The sequence below is a fragment of the Aromatoleum evansii genome, assembly GCF_012910805.1.
GTDB classification, from domain to species: domain Bacteria; phylum Pseudomonadota; class Gammaproteobacteria; order Burkholderiales; family Rhodocyclaceae; genus Aromatoleum; species Aromatoleum evansii.
Genome location: NZ_WTVK01000003.1, coordinates 41,183 through 53,189, shown reverse-complemented (window position 1 = coordinate 53,189; position 12,007 = coordinate 41,183). Strand labels below are relative to the sequence as shown.

The window sequence follows — 12,007 nt, the reverse complement described above, 5'->3', positions numbered from 1 at the left end:
CGGGCTGTTGCGGCCGGGCCGCGGACGGACGTGTGGGAACGGGGGAAGCGAGGGGCGAATTATAGGGGATGCGAGGACGCGGATTGATCTGCCGTTCCGCCGGATGCCGTTCCGGCGGGGGCGCCGTCGTGGATGCGTTGCTCGACGGGGCCGGGTACCGGCAGCCTCTCACGCAGCCAGTTCGCCGCAAGCTCGCCGAAGCGCTCGATGGCGCCGGGCTCGCGGAATTCGTCCGCAACGCCGGTGAGCACATGCCAGTCGTTGGGGCAGCGCAGGTGTTCGAAGGCCTGACGGATCATGCCGGCCTGCGGGTCGTCGTTGCCGACGACCATGCGCAGCGGCACGGCGAGGGTGTTGAGCGGCGTCAGTCCGGCGAGGTCGGGACGGCCGGCGCGGCACACGATGGCGGACATGCGGTCGGCAGTCTTCCACCCGGCACGGATCGCCGCCCCGCACGCGGTGTCCGATGCGACCAGTCCCACTCCCAGCCCGGCGAGCGGGGGCTGATGGCCGATCCAGTCGAGCACGGCCACCACGCGGTTTGCCATCTGCGGCACGTTGAAGCGCGCGTCCGGGTCGCGCGTTTCCTCGTAGGTGGTGAGCAGGTTGATGAGCAGGGTCGCAAAACCCGCTCGCTGCAGCTCGCGCGCCACGCGCAGGTCGCGCGACTGCGCGAACGGGCTGCCGGCTGGCCGCAGCACGACCGCGAGGCCGGCCACGTCGGGCGCATGGACCAGTTCGCCGCTGAGCCAGATGTGCTCGAAGGGGATGCTGATGTCAGTGGTTCGCAGTTTCACGGTCGGGCGAGTCCGGATCAGGTTCTGGCGTTTGTGGTGGGCTGGCGGTGGATGGCGACCGGGATGCGGCGCGAACCGAAGGGCGATGAGTAGTGGCCGAAGCGGCCCGCGAGTGCCGTGCCGCACTTGCGGCAGGCGCCCTTGTCGTCTAGCGCGTAATCGAGGATCTCGTACCAGTCGCGTTCGATGACTGGGGCGCCGCAGTGGGTGCAGCGTGTGATGCCTCCTTCGCGGTCATGCACGTTGCCGGTGTAGACGTGCTTCAGCCCCTCCGCGAGCGCGATGCGGCGGGCGCGTGTCAGCGTCGCAGGCGGGGTGGCGGGGATGTCGGTGAGCTTGTAGTCGGGATGGAAGGCGGAGAAATGCAGCGGCACTTCGCTGCCCAGCTCCTTCGCGACCCATTGCGACAGCGCGCGGACCTCGTCTTCCGAATCGTTGAGCCCCGGGATCAGCAGCGTTGTGATCTCCACCCAGACGTCGCTCTCGTGCACCAGCCACTTGAGCGTGTCGAGCACCGGCTGCAGGTGTGCGCCGCACTCCTTGACGTAGAACTCGTCGGTGAAGGCCTTGAGGTCGACGTTGGCAGCGTCCATGTGGGCGTAGAAATCGGGGCGCGCGAGCTCGGTGATGTAGCCCGCGGTGACGGCGACGGTCTTGAGTCCCAGTTGATGGCAGGCCTTGGCGGTGTCGATCGCGTATTCGGCAAAGATCACCGGGTCGTTGTAGGTGAAGGCCACGCTGGCGCAGCCCCAGTCAGCGGCCGTGCGGGCAATTTCCTCGGGCGAGGCCGCGTCCATCAGGCTGTCCATGTCGCGCGACTTGGAGATGTCCCAGTTCTGGCAGAACTTGCACGCGAGGTTGCAGCCGGCCGTGCCGAACGAGAACACGCTGGTGCCGGGGTAGAAATGGTTGAGCGGCTTCTTCTCGATCGGATCGATGCAGAAGCCCGAGCTCCTGCCGTAGGTCGTGAGGACGATCGCGTCGCCCTCGCGCATGCGCACGAAGCAGGCGCCGCGCTGGTCGGCATGCAGCCGGCAGTAACGCGGACACAGGTCGCACTGGATGCGGCCGTCGTCGAGATGGTGCCAGTAGCGCGCCGGGTAGTTCATCTCACCGCTCCTTCCACTTGCGCACCGTGTAGGTCGCCGCCATCAGGTTCGGCGCGGGGCGATCCGGTGCAAGGCCGGCCTTCTGCTTGAGCGCGGCGAGGAACATGTGCGGTTCCGGGAGCTGCTCCCATACCTGCGGCAGGAAGGTCGCGCTGCGACAGCCGGAAAACAGCAGAACCCCATCGACGCCGGGACGCAGCTTGCCGATCAGCTCGCTTTCATCGGAGAACTCGACGAACTCGGGCGACGACAGGAGCGAAACCTCGATGTCGACCTTGTCGAGTTCGTCGCGCGACATCGGCGGAAATCGCGGATCCCGTGTAGCGGCGCCTACCGCGTTAAGTACGACATCTTCGCCCAGCGATCGTTGCGCGCGCACGCTGCCGATGCAACCGCGCAAATCGCCACCGCGCTTGAGCGTCACGAAGGTTGCCCCCCGTTCGCCCAGCCGCGGGTCGCCGTCAGGCGGGGTGCGCTCGGCGCCCAGCTCATGCGCGATGGCGTGGCGTGCGCGGGCGAGCAGGATCTGGCCGAGTTCAGTGTCGGGCGGAAGCGGCATGGCTGGTCGATTCGCAAAAGGCGATGCTGGTGTAACCGACCACGCGCGAACGGTCGCCCGCCGTGTCGCCGGAATTGCGCAGGTCGAGGAGGTGCGGTTCCACACCGTGGCGAGCCGCGACACGCAGCAGGCCGTTGATCGGCATCGCGCCGCAGGCCTGGTCATGGTCGAGGCCCGTGCGCAGTTTCAGGATCTGGTCGACCGAGCTGCGGTCGGTGCAGCAGGCCTGCGCATAGGGCTGATAGTGCGAGAGGTCCGAGCTGATTACGATCAGCGTTTCCGGCCCGCCCCACAGGGTGTCGAGGAGCTCCGCCACCTGCTCGGCGCTGGCGCCGCCCACCAGCAGGGGAACGAGCTCGAACGCGTCGAGGATGGTCTGCAGGAAGGGGAGCTGGACTTCCAGGCAATGCTCCAGCGCATGCGGGCGGTCATCGACCACGACATCGGCGCGCTGCTGCAGCGCGAGCCAGTCCTTGCGGCTGATCGGCACCGGTCCGAGCGGCGTCGAAAACACCTGCGCGGCCGGCAGTGCGAAGGATGCGACCGGCACTCGGTGGGCCGGCCCCAGCATTACCACGCGCCGCACCACGTCGCGCAGTCCCGCCGCCGTCGCGTAGGCGCTGGCTGCAACGGGACCGGAATAGACATATCCGGCATGCGGGACGATGAGCGCCTTGGGCGCGGAGACCGCCTCCAGCGGCACGGCGGTCGAGAGCATTTCACCAATCTGGGCCTGCAGCACGTGCGGATCGTCGGGATAGAAGTAGCCGGCGACCGCAGCGGGGCGAATGGAGGCAGTGGCCATGGAATTCCTTTCGGGTGAGGGCTGGGCCGGATTCGTGGTTAAGTCTTTGCTGATGAATTATAGGCTTCCCGGAAACATTGCGAGCCAGGCGATCCCGCCGCCCAGTCCGGCTGCAACCGCGCCCATGCCGCCCAGAATCTTCATGCCGAGTGGCCGTCCCCCTACGACGACGGCAATGCCGGTTTTGAACACGAGGTTGGCGATCATCGCCAGGCCGATGGCGATCACCGTGACGTCGAGCGCGAGTTTGCCGAGATTGAAGAGGCGCATGCTCGACAGCGCGATGGCATCCATGTCGGTGAGGCCGGACACCAGCGCGAGGGCGTACATCCCCTGCTTGCCAGCGATCTCCGAGAGCCAGGCGGAGATGAACAGGACGACGGCGTACACCGCGCCAAAGCCGAGCGCCGCGCGCAGTTCGGTCGGGTTGCGCGTCTCCGGCATGAAGGCCTGACCGCTTGTCTGTTCCCGCCAATACCAGAACAGGCTCAGCGCGCCGAGGAGCAGGGCAGGGGTGATCGCCAGCGCCAGCGACTTCACCACCCCCGGGGCCACCACCGCGGCGATCATCGCGACGCGGACCATCATCACCAGATTCGCGAGCACGATCACGAGAGCCGCCATCGGCGCCGAGGGCGGGGTTTCACGCGCATTGCGCGCATAGATCAGCGTCGTGGCGGTGCTCGATGCGAGCCCCCCGGCGATGCCGACGAAGGCCGCGCCGTAACGCGCTCCCACCAGGCGCAGCGTCGCGTAGCCGGCGAGGCTCAGGCCCGAGATCAGCACCACCATCCACCACACTTGGCGGGGGTTCACGGCGTTGTACGGGTCGAAGGTCTCGTCCGGGAGGAAGGGCAGGATGACCAGCGACAGGACGGCGAACTGGAAGATCGAGATCCATTCCTTCGCCTCGAGCCGCGTCGCGACGCCTCGCAGTTCAGTCTTGAAGTACAGCAGGATCGTCGTCGCCACCGACAGGATCACCGCTATCATCGCATGCCCGAGCCAGACGGCGACACCCAGGCAGTAGCACACCAGCAGCGCCGCCACTGAGGTCGTTCCCGGATCGACCGGATCGGGGTGGCGCAGGTAGGCGGCGATGATCATCGCGCCAATGATCGCCATGCCGACGACCACCGGCGCGATGGAGGCGAGGTGGTCGCCGAGCATGCCGGCCAGCGCGCCCAGCAGGCCGACGAGACCGAAGGTGCGCACGCCGGCTCGCGCCGATGCGACGCGTTCGCGTTCGAAGCCGATCAGCAGACCGATGCCGATCGCGATCAGAAAGGCCTCGATCTGCGCGAGATCGACCGGTTTGGCAAAAGGCACCTGGGCTCTCCTTTCGCACGTACCGTGCGGGTTCAGGGGGCGGCCGCGTTCCTTCGTTACATATTGCCACTGTATTCCAATCGCAGCCGGCGCGCACGCGGCGGGCGGAGTTTCGCCGGGTGCGGCGCGGCGCGGTTAGAATCCGCGCCATGCAGAACTTTCATCCCCGCCATTTCGCGATCGTCCCGGCTGCCGGCAGCGGCAGCCGCATGGGCGCATCGCAGCCAAAGCAGTACCTCGAACTCCTCGGCAAGCCGCTAATTCGCCATTCGCTCGAAGTGCTGTGCGCGACGCCTCAGATCGACAAGGTCTTCGTCGTGCTGTCGGTCGGCGACGCGGAATGGAAGCGCCACGACTGGTCCGGCCTTGGCCCCAAACTGGTGCCGCTGTTCTGCGGCGGCGCCACGCGCGCAGACAGCGTGCTCGGTGGCTTGCGCGCGATTGTGCGCGAGGCGGAGCAGTCGGACTGGGTGCTCGTGCATGATGCCGCGCGCCCCTGTCTCGCCCGCTGGCACATCGAAAAGCTCATCCGCGAACTGGCGCATGACGAGGTCGGCGGCATCCTTGCGGTTCCCGTCGCCGATACGCTCAAACGTGCCGACGCCCACCGCCATGTACTCGAGACCGTGCCGCGCGACAGCCTGTGGCAGGCGCAGACGCCACAGATGTTCCGCTACGTGATGCTGCGCCGTGCGCTGGAGGCCGCGAGCAACGTCACCGACGAGGCGAGCGCGATCGAGGCCGCCGGCCTGCGCCCCCGGCTGATCGAGGGCGATGCCACCAATTTGAAGGTCACCTATCCGCTCGACCTGCACCTGGCCGAGTGGATCCTCACGAACAGGGATTCACGCTGACATGAAAGTACCTTTCCGCATCGGCCAGGGGTTCGACGTGCATGCCCTGGTGCCAGGACGCCCGCTCATCGTGGGCGGCGTCACGATTCCCTACGAGCGCGGATTGCTCGGCCATTCCGACGCCGACGTGCTGCTGCATGCGCTGACCGACGCGCTGCTCGGCGCGGCGGGCCTGGGCGACATCGGGCGTCTGTTCCCCGATACCGACCCGCAGCACGCCGGCGCCGACAGCCGCGTGCTGTTGCGCGAGGCTTTTGCCGCCGTGCGCAAGGCCGGTTATGAGGTCGTCAATGTGGACGCCACGGTGATCTGCCGTGCACCGCGGATCCTCCCCCATGCCCGGGCGATGGTCGCGAACATTGCCGCTGATCTGGGGATCGAGGAGGCGGCGGTGAACATCAAGGGCAAGACCACCGAAAAGCTCGGCTTTACGGGACGCGGCGAGGGCATCGCTGCCCAGGTCGTGGCGCTGCTCGTGCGGGATGACGCGGCCGGCTGAGACCTCATCCGGCGCGCCGCAACGCGCGCGGGTGTTTTTCGCCCTCTGGCCCGACGCGGCGATTTCGCGCCGGCTGCACAAGGAGGGAGAGCGCGCGCACGCGGCCACCGGCGGCCGGCGCATGCGCCGCGATACGCTGCATCTGACGCTCGCCTTCATCGGCGACATTGCGCGCGAGCGCCTCGACGCGCTGCGTGCGGCGGCCGACAAGGTCGTGTTCGCGCCCTTCACGCTTCGGCTCGATCGCATCGCCGGTTGGCGCCACAATCACATCGTGTGGGCAGGCGCGACCGAGGTACCCGCGGAGCTGGAGTCGCTCGTGAGCCAGCTCAACGCGGCGCTCGCCGCGGGCGGTTTCCCGGTCGAACGGCGCAAGTTCGCCGCGCACGTCACGCTGCTGCGCAACGCACGCGGCGAGTTTCCTGCGGAGGAACTCGATCCGCCGATCGACTGGCCGGTGCGCGAATTCGTGCTGGTCGAGTCCGATCTGCGCCCCGAGGGCGCGCAATACACCGTTGTCGCAACCTGGCCCGGCGTAGTCGGGACGCGGGACCGAACCCGAGGTGAGGACGGGCCGGCAGGCTCGCCACCGACAGCCTAAAATATATCGTCGGCGAACGCGCAAGGGGCGCCGCAGGGAGGGTTTCCGGATCCCAATATTGCCAAGGGCGACGCACAAGAATTGCCCGCACCTGATGACCAGGAGAGACTGCCATGGCAATCCCGTCGAAAGTCCACGAGTTCATGATGGAGCACGGTCTGCGCTACGACGTGCTGAACCATCCCCATTCACACAGCAGCATGGATACCGCGCATCAGGCGCGCATTCCCGCGAGCAGTCTCGCGAAATCCGTTGTCCTCGAAGACGATCACGGCTACCTGATGGCCGTGCTGCCGTCTACCGAGCACGTTCAGCTCGGCATCCTGAGCCGGGCGATGCACCGCGAATTGCGGCTGGCGAGCGAGTCGGAGCTCGCGTCGCTGTTCGAGGACTGCGAAGCCGGCGCGGTGCCGCCGCTGGGTTCCGTCTACGGCATGCGCATGATCGTGGACGAAAGCATCGCCGATCAGGAAGAGATCTATTTCGAGGCCGGCGACCACGAGAAGATCATCCAGATGAGCCGCAGCGACTTCATGACCATGATGGAAATGGAGAATGCCGAGCGCATGCACTTCAGCGGGCGCCAGTGGCGGCATTGAAGTGACGGCGCGCGAGCTGCACGGATGAAAAAAAGCGGGGCGCCAAGCGCCCCGCTGCTCTTCGGGACCGCTCTTCACGGTCCCATCGTCTCCTGAAGAGAGACGGTCGAAGAATCGGCCGGAATCAGACGAACAGGCAGGACGCGAGGCGTTCGCGCAGCACCGGTTCGGGTTCCTTGGTGTAGTCCTTTTCGAAGCGATCCGTGATCAGTTGTGAGGTCGGGGTGTCGAGCACCGAATTGAGCATTCCCATGAATGCGGGTGGTGCGAAGACGATGGCCCGGCCGAATGCGTTCGTGGCTCGTCCCTTGTATAGCTCCTGTGCAATCTCCTGCGCAAAGACCTTGGCCTCATGGACCTTGGGTTGGGTCTGTGCCTGCTTCGAACCCGATGCGTTGCCTGCCGAGGGCGAGGCCCCCGCGCGATCGGTAACGAGTTCGGAATTCTTCTGTCGACTTTCGGGATGGATCAGCTCCTTAACCAGCGTCAGGCCCTTGTTGGGACCGAGGTTCGCGTACAGTTTGGCCAGGCTGGCATTGGCAACCAGAATCCAGGTAATCGCCATGAATCGTCCTCCGGGATTTGAGTCGAGTCGAACGGACAGCACGCTGCGGCTACAGATGCAGCGATTCCAGCTTAGACCGGCTGTCACGGGATCGCAATCGAATTTCGTCTGCGAAGTTTGCTGCGCTTCGCGAAACGCTTGCAGTACGCGAATTCAAAGGAGTTTCAGCACATCTGACATACGCAGGAAAACCGGAATGGAATATCCGGCCTTCCTTCATGGTGATTCGACGCCCGCATCCTGCGGCGGTTCGCCGTACACGCGCCGCTCGCCGGCCGCGGGGTCGGCGCCGTAAAACTGCCGCAGCTGCTCGTAGATCGCCGGGAAGTCCTCCTGCAACAGGCAGGGGGCCTCGAAGAAGCCCTCGGACGCGACGGCGAAGAACTCGGCCGGACTTTCCGAGCCGTAGGGGTCGAGCGCGGTGTCCTCGTGCGCATCGACCTGCCGGCAGAAAAGCTCGTAGCCCGCGGAGAACGCCGCCGCCCAGGCCTTGCGCGACATTCCGGCGGGCAGCAGGGGCAGCCCGTCGACCTCGCCGTTCTCCATGTCCAGCTTGTGGGCGAACTCGTGGATCACCACGTTCACGCCTTCCGGCGCATCGGCCTCGTCGTGCCACGACACGAGCACCGGGCCGCCTTCCCAGGCTTCCCCCAGTACCTCGTCGTCGTATTCATGCACGACTCCGGTCTCGTCGATGATCTTGCGCGGGATGACGAAATCCCCCGGGTAGACGATCACGCCCACCCAGCCGCGGTAGGCGCGCAGCCCGATGCGCAGCACCGGCAGGCAGGCCTGCAGGGCGATCGTGACGATGACCTCGTCGGTGAGCGCGAAGCCGTGGGCGCCGTAGAACTGCTTCTCGGCAATGAAGGCGCGCGCCAGTTCGCGCAGCCGCCGACGGTGGTCCGCCTCGAGGTAATCGAGGAAGGGCAGGCGCGCCTCTGCGCGTTCCCACATCTCGTCCGTCACCGTCACCGCATCGAGGCGGCGCGCCCTGCGCCAGCGGCGGAAACGCTCCAGGATGCCGATCATCGCGTCAGCGCCCCGGTCCGCGAGTGGCGAGCAGGATGCCGGAAAACACCAGGGCGATCCCCGCGAAGTGGTACCACAGCGGCCGCTCGCCGAGAAAGACCGCTGCCAGCAGGGTGGTGAACACCGGCATCAGGTGGATGAACTGCGCACCGCGGTTCGGGCCGATGGCCGCCACGGCGGCGTTGTAGAACACATAGCCGAGGAAGCCCGGGAAGATGCCCGTGTAGAGGATGCCGGCAATCGACGCGGTGCTGACGGCGATCGTCTTTCCCGAGGCGATTTCCCACAGATAGGCGGGGATCAGCGGCAGGAGGCCGACCAGCGTGAAGGCGGCGAGCAGCAGCATCGGATCCACTCCCGCTGGGCGTCGCTGCAGCCCGACGGTGTAGATGCCCCAGGTCAGGACCGCGAGCAGCATCCACAGGTCGCCGAGGTTGAGGCTCAACCCGAGCAGGGTCTCGATGCTGCCGCGGCTCACGATCGTCATGACGCCGGCAAAGGACAGCACGACCGCCAGCACCTCCAGCCGGCCGAGGCGCCTGCCGAGGATCAGGAAGGCCAGCACGATCGTCGCGATGGGCGTGAAGGAGTTGAGCAGGGTCGCGTTCGTTGCGGTCGTGTACTGGAGCGCGATGTAGGCGAAGGTGTTGTAGCCGCCGACGCCGACGAGGCCCAGGAACACCACCGTAGGCCACCGCGCCCGCAACTGAGGCCACTGGCTGGGCAGATGCGGCAGTGCGAACGGGAGCATCAGCGTGAGCGCGATCGTCCAGCGCCAGAAGGCCAGCGCCAGCGGCGGGACCGCGCCGTGCAGGCCGCGGCCTACGATCATGTTGCCGGACCAGAACAACACGGTGAGGGTGAGCAGGAGGTAGGGGTTGGCGAAGGTTTTTTTCATTATGCGTGCGCGCCCGGGGCGAGTGGCGGCTCGTCTGCGTGGCGCATCCGTCGGGCCGCAGATGATCTCACAACGCGCGGGTGTGGCGTGCTCCGCGCCGTGTTGGGGGCCCGTATGGGATAATCCGCGCATGGTTTCCGTCACGCATGCAATCTCCCAGTCCGAGTCCGCGGCCCCCATCGACCTGCTCGCCGAAGGGCTGAGCACGGAGGAGCGCGCGGCCATCGTCGATGCCGTTGCCCTTGCCGAGGGCGTCTATGAAGGACATTTCCTTGGTACCGGCGAGTCCGTCTGGACCCACGCGATCGGCATGGGCCTGATCGTGGCCTCGCTGCGCCTCGACGTGGAGACGCGGGTCGCCGCGATCCTGTTCGCCGTCGGCGACTATATCGAGGACGCCACCGACCGGATCGCCGAAAAATTCGGCGAGCCCGCCGCCCGCCTCGTCGATGGGCTTCGCCGCCTCAACGGCCTGCGCCTGCTCACGCGCATGACCGCCACGGCGACCGCTCCGGAGATCCGCGCACAGACCGAAGTCCTGCGCAAGATGCTGCTCGCGATGGTCGAGGATATCCGCGTCGTGCTGCTGCGGCTCGCGTCGCGCACGCAGACGCTGCGCTATTTCACCGAGCACAAGGTCGACGTCCGGGCGGACGTCGCGCGCGAAAGCCTCGACATCTACGCGCCGCTGGCGAACCGCCTCGGCGTGTGGCAGCTCAAGTGGGAGCTCGAGGATCTCTCCTTCCGCTTCCTTGAGCCGGAAACCTACAAGCGCATCGCCAAGATGCTCGACGAGCGCCGGGTCGAGCGCGAGGAGTTCATCCAGTCCTCGATCGAGCGCCTGCAGAAGGAAATCGCCGCGGTGGGCATCAAGGCCGAGGTCTATGGGCGGCCCAAGCACATCTACAGCATCTACAACAAGATGCGCGCCAAGCGGCTGGACTTTTCGCAGGTGTACGACATCCGCGCGCTGCGCGTGCTGGTCGACAACGTGCGCGACTGCTACACGGTGCTCGGCATCGTGAACCAGCTGTGGCAGCCCATCGGCCAGGAGTTCGACGACTACATCACGAACCCCAAGGGCAACAACTACCAGTCCCTGCACACCGCGGTGCTGGCCGGCGACGGCCGGGCGCTGGAAGTGCAGATCCGCACGTACGAGATGCACCGCCACGCCGAACTCGGCGTCGCCGCGCACTGGCGCTACAAGGAAGGCAGCAAGAGCCACGGCAGCGATTACGACGAAAAGATCGCGCTGCTGCGCAGCCTGCTGTCGTGGCGCGACGAGGTGACCGATTCGGCCGACTGGGTCGAGAAGTTCAAGCGCGCCTCGCTCGACGATGCGATCTACGTGCTCACGCCGCAGGGCAAGGTGGTGGACCTGCCGCGCGGCGCCACGCCGATCGACTTCGCCTACCGCCTGCACACCGACCTCGGTCACCGCTGCCGCGGCGCCAAGGTCGACGGCCATCTCGTCCCGCTCAACACGCAGCTCGAGAACGGACAGACCGTCGAAATCACTTCCGCCAAGGAGGGCGGCCCCTCCCGCGACTGGCTGAACCCGACGCAGCATTACGTCGCCACCAGCCGTGCGCGCAACAAGATCCGCCAGTTCTTCAGCCAGCAGGAAGAGGAAGAGCTGCTCGTGCGCGGGCGCAGCTTCGTCACGCGTGAACTGCAGCGCGAGCGCCAGTCGCGTGCCAACATCGACGAGCTTGCGGGCAGGCTGGGCTTCAAGAACGCGGAGTCCATGTATCTGGCCGCAGGGCGCGGGGAAGTGGGCGCGCGCTCGGTGCAGATGGCGCTACGCGAGGGCGAGGCGCCCGAAGCGCCGACGCCGGAACCCGAGATCGTCATCGGCCGGCGCCACACCGACGAGTCCAACGACAAGGTGCTGGTCGTCGGCGTGGGCAAGCTCATGACCTCGCTCGGCCGCTGCTGCAAGCCCGCGCCGCCGGATGCCATTGAAGGATTCGTCACGCGCGGCCGCGGCGTGTCCATCCACCGCATCGATTGTCCCGACTTCCAGCGCCTGGTGCGCGATCATCCCGAGCGGGTCATCAAGGCGGACTGGGGCGAACAGGCCTTCAACAGCCGCGAATCCGTGTTCCCGGTCGATGTGGTCGTCCAGGCGGCGGACCGCCAGGGCCTCCTGCGCGACATCTCCGAGGTCTTGTCGCGCGAAAAACTGAACGTAATTGCGGTGAATACGATCACGAAGAAGGGGACGGCGTTCATGCGCTTCACGATGGAGGTCCACAGCGTCGCGCAGGTGCAGCGCGCGATGGCGCTCATTCGCGAAGTGCGCGACGTGATCGACGTGCAGCGCAAGTGATGCGCGTTTCCGCTGCAGGCGCAGC

The 12,007-nt window shown here is 66.6% G+C and carries 13 protein-coding genes; 5 read left to right on the top strand and 8 right to left on the bottom strand.

The window, feature by feature from the left end:
- Positions 1 to 59: 59 nt before the first annotated feature.
- Genes GO615_RS02140 through GO615_RS02120 form a run of 5 tightly spaced genes read right to left on the bottom strand, consistent with a single transcriptional unit; the run spans position 60 to position 4,599 of the window.
- On the bottom strand, positions 60 to 797 hold the full coding sequence (locus GO615_RS02140; RefSeq protein ID WP_339380080.1) for a dienelactone hydrolase family protein: 738 nt from the start codon (positions 795 to 797) through the stop codon (positions 60 to 62).
- A gap of 17 nt (positions 798 to 814) precedes the next feature.
- A complete protein-coding gene (amrS, locus tag GO615_RS02135; protein ID WP_169125399.1) occupies positions 815 to 1,906 on the bottom strand; it encodes an AmmeMemoRadiSam system radical SAM enzyme in 1,092 nt (363 codons plus the stop codon).
- 1 nt (position 1,907) lies between these two features.
- A complete protein-coding gene (gene amrA / locus GO615_RS02130; RefSeq protein ID WP_169125398.1) occupies positions 1,908 to 2,465 on the bottom strand; it encodes an AmmeMemoRadiSam system protein A in 558 nt (185 codons plus the stop codon).
- Complete coding sequence (gene amrB, locus GO615_RS02125) at positions 2,443 to 3,270, bottom strand: AmmeMemoRadiSam system protein B (protein ID WP_169125397.1); 828 nt, start codon at positions 3,268 to 3,270, stop codon at positions 2,443 to 2,445. Before amrB ends, amrA begins: the two co-directional genes overlap by 23 nt.
- 57 nt (positions 3,271 to 3,327) lie before the next feature.
- Positions 3,328 to 4,599, bottom strand: a complete 1,272-nt coding sequence (locus GO615_RS02120; RefSeq protein WP_169125396.1) for a DUF4010 domain-containing protein — start codon at positions 4,597 to 4,599, stop codon at positions 3,328 to 3,330.
- A 149-nt stretch (positions 4,600 to 4,748) separates the two neighbouring features.
- Between GO615_RS02120 and ispD the strand changes: the two genes are divergently transcribed.
- The 4 genes from ispD (at position 4,749) to GO615_RS02100 (ending at position 7,152) form a co-directional block, all read left to right on the top strand.
- Complete coding sequence (gene ispD, locus GO615_RS02115) at positions 4,749 to 5,453, top strand: 2-C-methyl-D-erythritol 4-phosphate cytidylyltransferase (RefSeq protein ID WP_211166915.1); 705 nt, start codon at positions 4,749 to 4,751, stop codon at positions 5,451 to 5,453.
- 1 nt (position 5,454) lies between these two features.
- The gene (gene ispF, locus GO615_RS02110) at positions 5,455 to 5,952 is read left to right on the top strand and encodes a 2-C-methyl-D-erythritol 2,4-cyclodiphosphate synthase (protein ID WP_169125395.1); all 498 of its coding nucleotides are present in this window, start codon (positions 5,455 to 5,457) and stop codon (positions 5,950 to 5,952) included.
- A gap of 31 nt (positions 5,953 to 5,983) precedes the next feature.
- Positions 5,984 to 6,553, top strand: coding sequence for an RNA 2',3'-cyclic phosphodiesterase (thpR, locus tag GO615_RS02105; RefSeq protein WP_339380079.1), 570 nt, complete (start codon positions 5,984 to 5,986; stop codon positions 6,551 to 6,553).
- A gap of 113 nt (positions 6,554 to 6,666) precedes the next feature.
- Positions 6,667 to 7,152 carry an aminoacyl-tRNA deacylase gene (locus GO615_RS02100; RefSeq protein WP_169125393.1) on the top strand — a complete coding sequence of 162 codons (486 nt, stop codon included), beginning with the start codon at positions 6,667 to 6,669 and terminating at the stop codon, positions 7,150 to 7,152.
- Between the two features lie 124 nt (positions 7,153 to 7,276).
- Here GO615_RS02100 and GO615_RS02095 read toward each other — a convergent pair whose 3' ends face one another.
- The 3 genes from GO615_RS02095 to GO615_RS02085 all read right to left on the bottom strand — a co-directional run bounded on the left by GO615_RS02095 (position 7,277) and on the right by GO615_RS02085 (position 9,647).
- A complete protein-coding gene (locus tag GO615_RS02095; protein ID WP_169125392.1) occupies positions 7,277 to 7,717 on the bottom strand; it encodes a host attachment protein in 441 nt (146 codons plus the stop codon).
- 216 nt (positions 7,718 to 7,933) lie between these two features.
- A complete protein-coding gene (locus GO615_RS02090) occupies positions 7,934 to 8,749 on the bottom strand; it encodes a M90 family metallopeptidase (RefSeq protein ID WP_169125391.1) in 816 nt (271 codons plus the stop codon).
- Positions 8,750 to 8,753: 4 nt separating this feature from the next.
- Positions 8,754 to 9,647: a DMT family transporter gene (locus GO615_RS02085; RefSeq protein ID WP_169125390.1), complete on the bottom strand. Its 894-nt coding sequence runs from the start codon at positions 9,645 to 9,647 to the stop codon at positions 8,754 to 8,756.
- A 130-nt stretch (positions 9,648 to 9,777) separates the two neighbouring features.
- Between GO615_RS02085 and GO615_RS02080 the strand changes: the two genes are divergently transcribed.
- Positions 9,778 to 11,982 (top strand): RelA/SpoT family protein, encoded by a 2,205-nt coding sequence (locus GO615_RS02080; protein WP_169125389.1) that lies wholly within the window; start codon positions 9,778 to 9,780, stop codon positions 11,980 to 11,982.
- Positions 11,983 to 12,007 lie beyond the last annotated feature (25 nt).